Source organism: Arthrobacter rhamnosi (genome assembly GCF_054510975.1).
This window is the reverse complement of record NZ_JBTNDN010000005.1, coordinates 229,916-243,680: the sequence shown is the minus strand read 5'-3', so window position 1 is coordinate 243,680 and position 13,765 is coordinate 229,916. Positions and strand designations below refer to the sequence as shown.

The window sequence follows — 13,765 nt, the reverse complement described above, 5'->3', positions numbered from 1 at the left end:
CCGGCCTAGAGCCGGGCTTCGCTCTTGATCTTGCCGGTCGCGTCGTTGAAGCCTCCGCTGGTCAGCGAGGATCCTGCCACCTTGTCGACGGAGAGTTCGTCGAGCTTCTTCCCCACGATGGCGTCCGAGATGCCCCCCGCGAAGCGCCCCTGGTACTCCCTCGTGGTCGGGTTGTCGGGCTTCGGTTCGACCTCGACGGCGGTGACGACGTCGGCCTCGAGCGTGAGGGTCACGCCCACTTCCTCCGGCCCTGCGGGCGATTGATAGGAACCCGTCGAGGTGTAGGTGCCGTCCCTGTAGGCCTGCTCGCCGGCGGCGGCTCCGGTCTCCTCCGGCCCGGTGGCCGCAGTCTCCTTCGGCCCGGTGGTTGCGGGAGCATCCGCAGCGGCCCCTGCCGGCGTTCCGGCCTCGGCCCCCGCACAGCCCGCGGCACCGAGGATCGAGACGGCGGCGAGTGCCGTCAGCACGCGCTTGTGCGTAGGGAAGGCGGGTGTGCCGGCCGGGGCTGTTCTGGTCACTGTGTGCTCCTGGGGTCATCGGGTGCGGGAACCCCGCACAGGAATGGTTGAATCTGAAAGTAACGCGCGGAGCCGGTCCCGGGTTCCATCGGTGCTTCGTTTCCGGCAGCCCCGGGGACTGTTCCGCCCGGTCCCGGCTTCTCCCGGAGCCGGGCGGGCGGCAGCACGAGTTGAGCCGCGTCACGAAAATCAGGGTGCCCCGGCCCGTGTCGCTATGCTTGACGGGTGACTCCCGAAGAACTCTCTGCCGCTATCTCCGCATGCCTGAAGGCCGCCGTCGAGGCGGGTGACCTCAGCATCGACCTCCCCTCCGAGGTGCGGGTGGAGCGACCGAAGAACCGGGAGCACGGCGACTGGGCGACGAACATCGCCCTCCAGCTCGGCAAGAAGGCGGGCATGAACCCCCGGGCCTTCGCCCAGCTCCTGAGCGACCGCCTCGCCGCGATCGATGGCGTGAAGAGCGTTGACATCGCCGGTCCGGGCTTCCTCAACATCACGCTCGACGCCGGAGCGGCCGGAGAACTCGCCCGCACCATCGTCGAGTCGGGCCGCGCCTACGGAGGCAGCGATGCGCTCGCAGGCCAGAAGATCAACCTCGAGTTCGTCTCCGCGAATCCCACGGGCCCCATCCACATCGGCGGAACCCGGTGGGCGGCGGTGGGAGACGCACTGGCGCGCGTGCTCCAGTCGCAGGGCGCGTCCGTCGTGCGGGAGTACTACTTCAACGACCACGGCGCGCAGATCGACCGGTTCGCCCGCTCGCTCTTCGCGAGCGCATCCGGGCAGACCGCTCCCGAGGACGGCTACGGCGGTCAGTACATCGAGGACATCGCCCAGCGCGTCGTCGCCGCGGAGCCGGACATCCTGTCCCTCGACGAGGCCGACGCGGTCGAACGCTTCCGGGTGGTCGGCGTGGACTTCATGTTCACCGATATCAAGAAGTCGCTCCACGACTTCGGGGTCGACTTCGACGTCTACTTCCACGAGCACTCGCTGTTCCAGAACGACTTCGTCGGGGGCCTCCTCGAGCAGCTGAAGGGCTCCGGCAACCTCTTCTACGAGGATGGCGCCTGGTGGCTGAGGTCGACCGACTTCGGCGACGACCGCGACCGCGTGGTCATCAAGTCGGACGGATCGCCCGCCTACATCGCGGGTGACATCGGCTACTTCGTCAACAAGCGCAGGCGCGGCTTCGACCTCAACATCATCATGCTCGGCGCCGACCACCACGGGTACGTCGCGCGTTTGAAGGCTGCCGCCGCGGCTCTCGGCGACGACCCCGACACCGTCGAGGTCCTCATCGGCCAGATGGTGAACCTCATGCAGAACGGCGCGCCCGTCCGGATGTCCAAGCGTGCCGGCACGGTCGTGACCCTCGAGGACCTCGTCGACGCCGTGGGCGTCGACGCCGCGCGGTACACCCTGGCCCGGTTCTCCGCCGACTCCAACATCGACATCGACCTCGACCTGCTCACGCGGCGCACGAACGAGAACCCCGTGTTCTACGTGCAGTACGCCCATGCCAGGACGCACGCCGTCGCCCGCAATGCCGTGTCCGCCGGCGTGGACACCAGCACCTTCGACGCCGCGTCGCTCAGCCACCCCACCGAGGGTGAACTGCTGGCGGCGCTCGGCCAGTTCCCCGGCGTCGTCGCGCAGTCCGCGACCTTCCGCGAGCCGCACCGGGTGGCGCGCCACCTGGAGGTCATCGCGGGGACCTACCACCGCTGGTACGACGCCTGCCGCGTCGCCCCGCTCGGCGACGCCGCCGTCGAGGACGTGCACCGCTCGCGCCTGTGGCTGAACAACGCGACGCAGCAGGTCCTGGCGAACGGCCTGGACCTCCTCGGCGTGTCCGCGCCGGAGAGGATGTAGCCGTGGCCGCCGAAGCATCCCCGCTCGCCCCGGAGTGGCTGTCCGTTCCCGTCGACGCGGCCCGGCTGGACGCGAAGCTGTGGGCCGAGGACGTGGACCGCGGACCGGACGGCGTGCTGCAGGTCGACGGGATCCCCGTGACCGAGCTCGCCCGGCAGTACGGCACGCCCCTGTTCGTCGTGTCCGAGCGCGACTTCCGCACCCGTGCCGCCACGTTCCGCGACGCGTTCGACGACGCCTTCCGCGACCTGTGCGGGGGAGTGGACGTGTTCTACGCGGGCAAGTCGTTCCTCTGCACGGAGGTGGCGCACTGGGTCCGTGAGGAAGGGCTCGGGCTGGACACGTGCTCCGGCGGCGAGCTCGCCGTGGCCCTCCGTGCCGGCCTGCCTGGCTCACGGCTCGGACTCCACGGGAACAACAAGTCGGCAGCGGAGATCACGCGCGCCATCGACGCGGACCTCGGACGGATCGTCGTCGACAGCCTCCAGGAGGTCGGCCTCGTCGGGGACCTGGCCCTGCAGCGGGGCCGCCGGGCCAACGTCATGCTCCGCCTCACGCCGGGGGTCCACGCACACACGCACGAGTTCATCGCGACGGCCCACGAGGACCAGAAGTTCGGGCTCTCCCTGACCACCGAGCAGGGTCCGGGGCAGGCGGACGGGGACGACGGCGACGCCTCCTCGCCCGCCGCGCGCGCCGTCGCGGATGCCCTGGCCCACCCCGGCATCAACCTCCTCGGCGTGCACTGCCACATCGGGTCGCAGATCTTCGAGCCCGAGGGCTTCGAACTCGCGGCGAAGCGGCTGCTGGGATTCCTGGCCGGCGTCCGCGACCGCCACGGGGTCGAACTCGCGGAACTCGACCTCGGCGGCGGCTACGGCATCGCCTACACCGAGGCCGACGAGCCGCGCCCCGCCGCGGAGATCGCGCGCGCCATGGCCGCCGTCGTCGGTGCGACCTGCCATGAGCTGGGACTGCGCGTGCCCCGGATCTCGATCGAACCGGGCCGCGCCATCGTGGGCCCGACGACCTTCACCCTCTACACCGCGGGCACCACGAAGACGGTGCGCGTCGACGCGGCCGCGAACGGGTCCGAGGTGGTGGAGGACACCTCCGTTACGCATCCGCGACGCTATGTGTCGGTGGACGGGGGCATGAGCGACAACGCCCGTCCGGTGCTCTACGGCGCGGATTACTCGGCCGTTCTGGCCTCGAGGACGCCGGAGGCGAGCCCCGTGCTCTCCCGTGTGGTTGGAAAACACTGCGAGAGCGGTGACATTGTGGTGAGGGACGTCTACCTTCCGGAGGACACCGGAGCCGGCGACCTCCTCGCCGTTCCGGGCACCGGAGCCTACTGCTGGGTGCTGTCGAGCAACTACAACTACCTGACGCGCCCGCCCGTCGTGGCGGTGGCCGACGGTGCTGCCCGGCTCATCGTGCGCGGTGAGACCGAGGAGGACCTGTTCCGCAGGGACGTCCAGCGCGAACCCGCATTGCCAGCCACGGATTCAGGAGCACCACGGACCGCATGAACTCACCAGCAACGCCCCCCGCACAGCCCCTGCGCGTAGCCCTGCTCGGCTGCGGCAACGTCGGCTCGCAGGTAGCCCGCATCCTCCTCGAGGACGCGGAGAACCTCGGCCGCCGTGTCGGCGCTCCGCTCGAACTCATCGGGATCGCGGTCCGCACGCTCGACGCCCGGCGCGACGTCGAGCTCCCCGCAGGCCTCCTCACACTCGATGCCGAGGCGCTCGTCGAGGACGCGGACATCGTGATCGAACTGATGGGCGGCATCGAGCCTGCCAAGTCCCTGATCCTCCGCGCGATCGAGCACGGAGCGACCGTCGTCAGCGGCAACAAGGCACTCCTGGCCCAGGACGGACCGGAACTCTACGAGAAGGCGGACGCCGCGGGGGTCCAGCTGTCCTACGAGGCCGCCGTCGCCGGTGCCGTCCCGATCCTGCGGCCCATCCAGGACAGCCTCTCCGGCGACCGCATCACGCGCGTCCTCGGGATCGTCAACGGCACCACGAACTACATCCTCGACCAGATGGACACCACGGGTGCCTCCTTCGCCGACGCCCTCAAGGCGGCCCAGGACCTCGGCTACGCGGAGGCGGACCCCACCGCCGACGTCGAGGGCCACGACGCGGCCGCGAAGGCGGCCATCCTCGCCTCGCTGTCCTTCCACACGCGCTTCGGCCTCGAGAACGTCTTCTGCGAGGGCATCACGGCCGTCACGGCCGACGACATCGCGGCCGCCGCCGAGGACGGCTACGTCATCAAGCTCCTGGCCATCGCCGAGCTGCTGACCGACGACGCCGGATCCGCGGGCGCCGGCGTGCGCGTCCACCCGACCCTGCTGCCGAGGTCCCACCCGCTGGCCGCGGTCCGCGGCGCCTTCAACGCCGTGTTCATCGAGGCGGAGAATGCCGGCGAGCTCATGTTCTACGGTCAGGGTGCAGGCGGCACCCCGACCGCGTCGGCCGTGCTCGGGGACGTCGTCAGCGCCGCGCGCCGCATGGTGCTGGGCGGCCCCGGACGCACGGAGACCACCACCGGTCACGTCCCGGCGCTGAGCATCGACACCGTGCGGACGAGCTACTGCATCGGCCTGGAGGTCGCGGACCAGCCCGGCGTCCTGGCGCGCATCGCGCAGATCTTCGCCGAGAACGGCGTGTCGATCGAGACCATGCGCCAGCGCATCCACCAGGGCGGCCCCGACGGCGGGACGACCGCCGAGCTGCGCATCGTCACGCACCGCGCACCCGAGGCGTCCCTCGCCGCGACCGTCAAGCAGGTCGCAGCGCTCGATGTCATCACCGCCGTCTCATCCGTTCTTCGAGTAGAGGGAATCTAAGTGGCCCACCAGTGGCGCGGAGTCATCCGCGAATACGCCGAACGCCTGCCAGTCACGGACGCCACCGAGGTCATCACCCTCGGCGAGGGCGGAACGCCGCTCGTGCACGCCCGGCACCTGTCCGAGCTGACGGGCTCCGCCGTCTACCTGAAGGTCGAGGGCATGAACCCCACCGGCTCCTTCAAGGACCGCGGGATGACGATGGCCATGACGGCCGCCGTCGCCGCCGGGGCGAAGGCCGTGGTCTGTGCGTCGACGGGCAACACCTCCGCCTCCGCCGCCGCGTACGCCACGCAGGCCGGCATCACCTGCGCCGTCCTCGTGCCGGACGGCAAGATCTCCATGGGCAAGCTCAGCCAGGCGATCGCCCACGGAGCCCAGCTCCTGCAGGTCAACGGCAACTTCGACAACTGCCTCGACGTGGCCCGGAAGCTCGCGGAGGCCTACCCCGTGTTCCTCGTGAACTCGGTGAACCCCGCACGGCTCGAAGGCCAGAAGACGGCGGCCTTCGAGGTCGTCGACACGCTCGGCGACGCGCCGGACTACCACCTCATGCCCGTCGGGAACGCCGGCAACATCAGCGCGTACTGGAAGGGCTACAAGGAGTACTCGGCGCCCTACGCCTCGATGCACTCCGGAGAGCTTCCCGCCGTCGCGACCCGCACGCCGATCATGTGGGGATTCCAGGCGGAGGGTGCATCGCCGCTCGTCAAGGGCCACCCGATCACCGAGCCGGACACCATCGCCACCGCCATCCGGATCGGCAACCCGGCGTCCTGGGACTTCGCGGTCGCGGCGCGGGACGAGTCCGGCGGTCTCATCGAGGCCGTGACGGACGACGAGATCCTCGCCGCGCACCGCTGGCTGTCCTCGCGGGAGGGCGTCTTCGTGGAGCCCGCGTCCGCCGCCGGTGTCGCCGGGCTGCTCAAGAAGCACGCGGAAGGACTCGTCCCGACGGGCAAGACGATCGTCATCACCGTCACGGGTCATGGCCTCAAGGACCCGCAGTGGGCGCTGCGCACGGCGGACGGTTCGGATGTGGAACCCACCAAGGTGGAGTTCGACGTCGTGAGCGTCGCTGCGGCGCTCGGGCTCGAAGACTGACATGGCCGGGCTGCACGCGGCACCCGCGTCGTCGAACGTGCTCGACCTCCCGACGGTTGACGCCGGCCAGGACATCGTGGTCCGGGTACCGGCCACGAGCGCGAACCTAGGGCCGGGCTTCGACACCCTGGGCCTCGCGCTGACCCTGCACGACACGGTGCGTGTCCGCACGACGACGTCGGGATCCACGACGGTGCGCGCCACCGGGGAGGGCGCCGAAGCCCTGCCGACCGACGAGACCCACCTCGTCGCGAGCTCGCTCATCAGCACCCTGCATCGCGCGGGGCGCCGTGCGCCCGGGCTCGAACTCGACACCACGAACGTCATCCCGCACGGCAGGGGGATGGGCTCCTCGGCGTCCGCGATCGTCGCCGGAGTCCTCGCCGGCAACGCCCTGCTCCCCGTCGGCGAACGGCTCGACGCCGAGCACCTCCTGCAGTGGGCAGCCACGATCGAGGGCCACCCGGACAACGTCGCGCCTGCCCTGATGGGAGCCCTGGCGATCTCGTGGGAGAGCGGCAGGGCCTACCACAGCACGCGTGTCGAGGTGCACCCCGACATCATCCCCGTGCTCGCAGTACCGGATCTGGCGCTGTCCACGGAGAGCGCCCGGGCGCTCCTGCCGCCGTCGGTCTCCCACCGGAGCGCCGCGGCGAATGCCGGGCGCGCAGCCCTGCTCGTGCACGCGCTCGGTGCCGATCCGTCACTGCTGTTCTTCGCCACGCAGGACTCGCTGCACCAGGACTACCGCGCGCCGGCCATGCTGCCGAGCGCCACCCTCCTGCGCGGACTGCGGGCCGCCGGTTTCGCCAGCACCATCTCCGGGGCAGGGCCGAGCGTCCTGACCCTCGCCGTGGGCGAGGCCGGGGCCCGTGCGGCGGAAGAGGCCGTGCGCGCGCTGGTCGGGCAGGGCGACACGCCGGGGATGTGGCGGGTTCTCCGGCTGGCAGTGGAGCGAGAAGGTGCTAAAGTGGGAGTGCACCAAGGGTAGTAACCGCCAAGGCGGAATTACCGCGTCTGTTGAAACGTGAAAGTCTCCAACAGGCATCGTGTGCTTCTGTTGAGCCGGCCGTCCTCTTCTTCAGACCGCCGCGACACTGCAGGTTCCATCAGCAGTAGCACAGCCTCCGGTGTAGCCTCCGACCTTATCTTTGTGCGTGCGGACTTCTCCTTTCGCCCATCGACATCCTCAGGCTTCCAGCACACCCCGGCCTGCCGGATCGTCTCCGGCTCGGCTGAACCCCGCCTGCTTTGACCTGCGGCACGGGGCAAACCACCGCGGACCACCGATCAGGTGGCCGCCCGACGAGGGGGAAGGATCCTTCGTGACTGACACCACTGACCTGTTACCAGGTGTGGCCACCCAAGACGCTGAAGCAACCGGCGCAACAACTTCCAAGAGCAGCGGCCTTGCGGGCCTGAAGCTCGCACAGCTCCAGGCCCTGGCCGGCCAGCTCGGGATCACCGGCGGATCGAGGATGCGCAAGAGCGACCTCGTGTCCGCGATCTCCGACCACCAGCGCGGTTCCGCCGTCGCCGACCGCCCCAAGGTCGCCGCGGTCCGCACTGAGCGCAGCGCCGACGCAGAGCGTCCCGCAGCCGAGGCCCCGGCCGAGGCCGCCGGTGACCGCGCCTCCGAGGAGCAGTCCGCTCCGGCCGAGCGCCAGCCGCGCACCCGGAACCGCAACCGCCGGGCCGGCAGTGACGGTGTCGTGACCGCACCTGCCCCCGACGCCGAGCCGGCAGAAGCCCCCGTGCGCGACGCCGCCCCTTCGCGCGATGCCGCTGCGACGTCCACCGACGGCGAGCAGCAGGACCGCGGCGACCGTGACAATGACCGCGAGAACGGTGGCCGCAACCAGCGCAACCGCCGCAGCCGCCGCGGCGAGGACCGTTCGGACGCGCAGCCCGGCCAGAACGGCCAGCAAAACGGCCAGCAGAACGAGTCCCAAAATGATGCCCAGAACGGGCAGCAGGGCGACGCCCAGGGCGAGGCCCCGGCCGACCAGGGCGAAAGCCGCGGCGACCGCAACGACCGCCGCAGCCGCTCACGCAACGGACGCGACGAGGACCGCTCGAGCGGCACCGCGAACGGCGAGAGCCAGAACGACGGTGGGCGCAACGGCAGCGAGCGCAGCGACAACCGCGGAAACGGCGCGAACGACGACGAGGGCCGCGGCCGCAACCGCCGCAATCGCGCGAACCGCAACGGCTCCGCCCCCACCGAGGACCGCAACAGCCGGTTCCGGGACCGCAACGAGCGCAACGACCGCCGCCGCGGCCGCAACCAGAACCCCGAGGTCGACGACGTCGAGGTCACCGAGGACGACGTCCTGCTGCCCGTGGCGGGCATCCTCGACGTCCTCGAGAACTACGCCTTCGTGCGCACCTCCGGCTACCTGCCGGGCCCCAACGACGTCTACGTGTCGCTCGCCCAGGTCAAGAAGCACAACCTGCGCAAGGGCGACGCCGTCGTCGGCGCCATCCGGGCACCCCGTGAGGGCGAGACCCAGGCCAGCGCACGCCAGAAGTTCAATGCGCTCGTCCGCGTCACCTCGGTGAACGGCAAGCCTGCCGAGGACCTGAAGGACCGCGTCGAGTTCGCGAAGCTCGTGCCCCTCTACCCCTCGGACCGCCTGCGCCTCGAGACGGACCCCAAGAAGATCGGTCCCCGCGTGATCGACCTCGTGGCGCCGATCGGCAAGGGCCAGCGCGGCCTGATCGTCTCGCCGCCGAAGGCCGGCAAGACGCTCATCCTCCAGTCGATCGCTAACGCCATCACGATCAACAATCCTGAGGTCCACCTCATGATGGTCCTGGTGGACGAGCGTCCCGAGGAAGTCACCGACATGCAGCGGACCGTCAAGGGTGAGGTCATCGCCTCGACCTTCGACCGTCCGGCCGACGACCACACCACGGTCGCGGAACTCTCCATCGAGCGTGCCAAGCGCCTCGTGGAGATGGGCATGGACGTCGTCGTGCTGCTCGATTCGATGACGCGCCTCGGCCGTGCGTACAACCTCGCCGCTCCGGCGTCGGGCCGCATCCTCTCCGGTGGTGTCGACTCGGCTGCCCTCTACCCGCCGAAGCGCTTCTTCGGTGCTGCGCGCAACATCGAGAACGGTGGCTCGCTCACCATCCTCGCCACCGCGCTGGTGGAGACCGGGTCCAAGATGGACGAGGTCATCTTCGAGGAGTTCAAGGGCACCGGCAACATGGAGCTCCGCCTCTCGCGCAACCTCGCCGACAAGCGCATCTTCCCCGCCGTCGACGTCAATGCCTCGGGCACGCGCCGCGAGGAGAACCTGCTCTCGCCTGACGAGGTCAAGATCATGTGGAAGCTGCGCCGCGTGCTGTCGGGTCTGGAGACCCAGCAGGCGCTCGAGCTGCTCACCAACAAGATCCGGGAGACGCAGTCCAATGTCGAGTTCCTGATGCAGGTCCAGAAGACCACCCTGGGCTCCAAGGACTCCGACTAGTTCCTCCCGGAACCGCCCGGAACGCGGCCCCGAAGCACGGACCTCCCGCAGGCGCAGAGCCTGCGGGAGGGCCGGGCCCGGTGGCCGCGTTCCAGGGCGGTTTTCTGGTTAAGACCCGGCCGGGGCATCCGGCGGCGAGATGAAACAGCCGGGATGACACGGATGACCGGCTTCCGCGAGGAAATCCGGTCATGTCTGCCATCCCGTCCTTCGTAGACTGGCTGTAACAGCCGAAAGAGGTACACCCGATGTTTGAGTCCATCCAGGGACTGCTCGACGAACACTCCGAGCTGCAGGACCAGCTCGCCGACCCCGCGGTGCACGCCGACCAGGCGCTGGCCCGGAAGCTCGGCCGCAGGTACGCGGAGCTCGGCCGCATCGTCGATGCCCACAACCGCTGGAGCACGCTGAACGACGACCTCGAGGCGGCCCGCGAGATGGCGTCCGAGGACCCCGAGTTCGCCGCCGAGGTGCCCGTGCTCGAGGAGCAGCTCGCCACCGCACAGGAGCGCCTGCGCCGCCTCCTGATCCCGAGGGATCCCAACGACGGCCGCAACGTCATCATCGAGGTCAAGGGCGGCGAGGGTGGCGACGAGGCCGCGCTGTTCGCCGGCGACCTGCTCCGCATGTACGCGCGCTACGCCGAGTCGCGTGGCTGGAAGACCGAGCTCATCTCGGCCAACGAGTCCGACCTGGGCGGCTACAAGGACGTCCAGATGGCCATCAAGGGGTCCTCGAACGACCCCGCCGAGGGCGTCTACGCGCGGCTCAAGTTCGAGGGCGGCGTGCACCGCGTGCAGCGCGTGCCCGTCACCGAGTCGCAGGGCCGTATCCACACCTCGGCCGCCGGCGTCCTCGTCCTGCCCGAGGTCGACGAGCCGGAGGAGGTCGAGATCAGCCAGAACGACCTGAAGATCGACGTCTACCGGTCCTCCGGCCCCGGCGGGCAGTCGGTGAACACGACCGACTCCGCCGTGCGCATCACCCACCTTCCCACCGGGATCGTCGTCGCGATGCAGAACGAGAAGTCGCAGCTGCAGAACCGTGAAGCCGCCATGCGCGTCCTCCGGTCCCGCATCCTGGCGCACGAGCAGGAGAAGATCGACGCCGCGAACTCCGACATCCGGAAGTCGCAGATCCGCACCATGGACCGCTCGGAGCGCATCCGTACCTACAACTACCCCGAGAACCGGATCGCGGACCACCGGACCGGCTACAAGGCCTACAACCTCGACGCGGTCATGAACGGCGAACTCGAGCCCGTGGTGCAGTCCGCGATCGAGATGGACGAGCAGGCCCGCCTGGACGCCATCGGCTCGGAAGAGTAGGCGTGGAGGAGGCCCTGCGGGCGGCCGAGCGGCAGCTCCGGGAGGCGGGTGTTCCCAGTCCCCGTGTCGATGCGGAACTCCTGGCCGCCCACCTGCTGGGTGTCTCCCGCGGTAGGCTCCGTGCCCTTGCCCTGACCGGTGCCGAGGTACCCGACGGTTTCGAGGCGCTCGTCGACGAGCGCGCCCGGCGCGTTCCGCTGCAGCACCTCACCGGTACGGCGCATTTCCGGCGCATCGACCTGGCGGTCGGCCCCGGGGTCTTCGTCCCGCGGCCCGAGACCGAGACGGTCGCGCAGCTCGTGATCGACCGTGCGGCGGGCCTCGATGCCCCGAAGATCGTGGACCTGGGCACCGGGTCGGGCGCGATCGCCGCGGCCGTCGCCGACGAGGTGCCCGGCGCCGACGTGTACGCCGTGGAACTCAGCGACCTCGCACTGGCCTGGGCTGCACCCAACCTGGAGCGGTTCGGGGTGCACCTGACCCGCGGCGACCTCGCGACGGCCCTCCCCGAGCACGACGGCTCGTTCGACATCGTCGTCTCCAACCCGCCGTACATCCCCGCGGACGCCGTCCCCAACGAGCCCGAGGTGGCCGAGCACGATCCGCAGATGGCACTCTACGGCGGGGGAGCGGACGGGATGGAGCTGCCCCGGGCCGCTGCTTCCTCCGCAGCGCGCCTCCTCCGCCCGGGCGGCTACTTCGTGATGGAGCATGCGGAGGTGCAGGCGCCCTGGGTGGCCGCCTTCCTCCGGCAGTCGGGTCTCTGGAGCACGATCCGTACGCATCAGGACCTCAGCGGCCGGGACCGCGCGACGAGCGCCGTGCTCGGCAGCGCGTCGCTGGACACGACCGGGAAGGAAAGCCGATGACGGGAGCCGCCATGGACGACGGAGGGATGGACGCCGGAGGAGCGGCCGGTGCAGGCACGGGCGCCGACATGTCTGTTGATACTGTCGCGGTCGCGGCCGTCACCTACGACCGGCACGGGGAACTCGCCCAGCTCCTGCGTTCCCTGGCGGCGCAGCGCGCACCGATCGCGACCGTGGCCCTGGTCGACTCGGGCACGGAGCCCGCGACCGCCGTCGTCGACGCCGCGGTGGGGAACATCCACTACCTCCGTTCGGAAGCCAACCTCGGCGGTGCCGGTGGCTTCGCCTTCGCCATCCTCGCAGCGATCGCGAGCGGCGCCCGGTGGATCTGGCTCATGGACGACGACGGCCACCCGGAGGACGAGCGCTGCCTCGCCGAACTGCTCCGCGCGGCGCACGAGCACGACCTCGACATCGTGAGTCCCCTCGTCGCCGCGACCTCGGATCCCACGCGCCTGTCCTTCAATTTCCGGATCAACGGCCTCCTCACGAACGACCGGGCGAAGCTGGAGCCGATGGGCTACCTGCCCGGCATGGTGCATTTCTTCAACGGTGCGCTGGTCCGGGCCGACGTGTTCGCGAAGATCGGACTGCCCGACATGAAGTTCTTCATCCGCGGCGACGAGGTGGACTTCCTGGCACGCGTGCGGAAGGCGGGCCTGAGGTACGGGACGCTAGCGACGGTGGCCGTCCGCCACCCGGCGACCTGGTCGGAGATGAAGCCGATCTTCGGTGGCTTCATCACGCCGGTCATCCCCGAGGGCGACTTCAAGCGGTTCTCCTATTTCCGCAACCGGGCGTACCTGGCCCGCAAGTACCGCAACCTCCGGTGGTTCGGCGCGGACGTCATCGGCTTCCCCTACTGGTTCCTCACACAGCGTGACCTCAAGGGACTGCGCGCCTGGTTCGCCGCCTATTCCGCGGGCCTCCGGGGCACGGGCTTCGGTCCGCCGCCGTCGTCCTGACCGGGCACGCAGCGCCCTCCGCCGATGTGCGGAGCGCCGTGCACGGGTGGAAAGATGGGCTCGTGACCACCAGCTACGACTGCTCCGATCCCGTCCAGCGCAGCGAGGGGCTGACGGCCGCCCAGCGGGCGGTGTCGCTCAAGCAGTGCATCGTCCTGCCCACCGACACCGTCTACGGGATCGGTGCCGACGCCTTCTCGCCGCAGGCCGTCGCCACCCTCCTCGCCTCCAAGGGCCGCGGCCGGAACATGCCCCCGCCCGTCCTCATCCCCAGGATCCAGACGCTGGACGGACTCGCGACGGACGTCCACCCGGACGCGCGCAGGCTCGCCGAGGCGTTCTGGCCCGGGGGCCTGACACTGATCTGCCATGCACAGCCATCCCTCACCTGGGACCTCGGTGACACGATGGGGACCGTGGCCCTCCGCATGCCGGACGACGACGTCGCGCTCGAGCTGCTCACGATCACCGGTCCGCTGGCCGTGTCGTCCGCGAACCGGACCGGACAGCCCGCTGCGACCACGGCGGCCGACGCGGCCGCGCAGCTCGCCGAATCCGTCGCCGTCTATCTCGACGCCGGACCGCGGACGGCCGCCGAGGGTGCGGGATCGACGATCGTCGACGCGACGGGGGAGGTCCTGCGCGTCGTCCGTCAGGGAACTCTCCCGCTGGAGCGCCTGCGGGAGGTGGTCCCGGACGTCATCGGTATCGACGGGCAGGGTGGGAATGCAGGGACCGACGCCGGCCAGGCGCCGCCCGCCCCCTGA

The 13,765-nt window shown here is 70.2% G+C and carries 11 protein-coding genes; 10 read left to right on the top strand and 1 reads right to left on the bottom strand.

What is annotated here, in order from left to right:
- Window positions 1-5: 5 nt before the first annotated feature.
- Window positions 6-518 (bottom strand): FMN-binding protein, encoded by a 513-nt coding sequence (locus ACX80J_RS13090; protein WP_459348065.1) that lies wholly within the window; start codon window positions 516-518, stop codon window positions 6-8.
- A 225-nt stretch (window positions 519-743) separates the two neighbouring features.
- Here ACX80J_RS13090 and argS point away from each other — a divergent pair, with 225 nt between their 5' ends.
- The 10 genes from argS (at window position 744) to ACX80J_RS13040 (ending at window position 13,765) form a co-directional block, all read left to right on the top strand.
- Complete coding sequence (gene argS / locus ACX80J_RS13085; RefSeq protein WP_459343525.1) at window positions 744-2,393, top strand: arginine--tRNA ligase; 1,650 nt, start codon at window positions 744-746, stop codon at window positions 2,391-2,393.
- Between the two features lie 2 nt (window positions 2,394-2,395).
- The gene (lysA, locus tag ACX80J_RS13080) at window positions 2,396-3,925 is read left to right on the top strand and encodes a diaminopimelate decarboxylase (protein ID WP_459343524.1); all 1,530 of its coding nucleotides are present in this window, start codon (window positions 2,396-2,398) and stop codon (window positions 3,923-3,925) included.
- Window positions 3,922-5,253 carry a homoserine dehydrogenase gene (locus ACX80J_RS13075; protein ID WP_459343523.1) on the top strand — a complete coding sequence of 444 codons (1,332 nt, stop codon included), beginning with the start codon at window positions 3,922-3,924 and terminating at the stop codon, window positions 5,251-5,253. Before lysA ends, ACX80J_RS13075 begins: the two co-directional genes overlap by 4 nt.
- Window positions 5,254-6,357 carry a threonine synthase gene (thrC, locus tag ACX80J_RS13070; protein ID WP_459348064.1) on the top strand — a complete coding sequence of 368 codons (1,104 nt, stop codon included), beginning with the start codon at window positions 5,254-5,256 and terminating at the stop codon, window positions 6,355-6,357. It begins immediately after the preceding gene.
- A gap of 1 nt (window position 6,358) precedes the next feature.
- Window positions 6,359-7,348, top strand: coding sequence for a homoserine kinase (thrB, locus tag ACX80J_RS13065; RefSeq protein WP_459343521.1), 990 nt, complete (start codon window positions 6,359-6,361; stop codon window positions 7,346-7,348).
- A gap of 334 nt (window positions 7,349-7,682) precedes the next feature.
- Window positions 7,683-9,836 carry a transcription termination factor Rho gene (gene rho, locus ACX80J_RS13060; RefSeq protein WP_459348063.1) on the top strand — a complete coding sequence of 718 codons (2,154 nt, stop codon included), beginning with the start codon at window positions 7,683-7,685 and terminating at the stop codon, window positions 9,834-9,836.
- Window positions 9,837-10,084: 248 nt separating this feature from the next.
- On the top strand, window positions 10,085-11,164 hold the full coding sequence (prfA, locus tag ACX80J_RS13055) for a peptide chain release factor 1 (protein ID WP_459343519.1): 1,080 nt from the start codon (window positions 10,085-10,087) through the stop codon (window positions 11,162-11,164).
- A gap of 2 nt (window positions 11,165-11,166) precedes the next feature.
- Window positions 11,167-12,033: a peptide chain release factor N(5)-glutamine methyltransferase gene (gene prmC / locus ACX80J_RS13050; protein ID WP_459343518.1), complete on the top strand. Its 867-nt coding sequence runs from the start codon at window positions 11,167-11,169 to the stop codon at window positions 12,031-12,033.
- Entirely contained in the window at window positions 12,030-12,998 is a 969-nt protein-coding gene (locus tag ACX80J_RS13045) for a glycosyltransferase (RefSeq protein ID WP_459348062.1), read from the top strand. The genes prmC and ACX80J_RS13045 overlap by 4 nt, the downstream gene beginning before the upstream one ends.
- Window positions 12,999-13,060: 62 nt before the next feature.
- Window positions 13,061-13,765 carry an L-threonylcarbamoyladenylate synthase gene (locus tag ACX80J_RS13040; protein WP_459348061.1) on the top strand — a complete coding sequence of 235 codons (705 nt, stop codon included), beginning with the start codon at window positions 13,061-13,063 and terminating at the stop codon, window positions 13,763-13,765.

Bases quoted from the DNA above. Each gene is read 5' to 3' on its own strand.
- ACX80J_RS13045 (WP_459348062.1), top strand. From the start codon at position 12,030: ATGACGGGAGCCGCCATGGACGACGGAGGGATGGACGCCGGAGGAGCG.
- ACX80J_RS13075 (WP_459343523.1), top strand. From the start codon at position 3,922: ATGAACTCACCAGCAACGCCCCCCGCACAGCCCCTGCGCGTAGCCCTG.
- prfA (WP_459343519.1), top strand. From the start codon at position 10,085: ATGTTTGAGTCCATCCAGGGACTGCTCGACGAACACTCCGAGCTGCAG.
- thrB (WP_459343521.1), top strand. From the start codon at position 6,359: ATGGCCGGGCTGCACGCGGCACCCGCGTCGTCGAACGTGCTCGACCTC.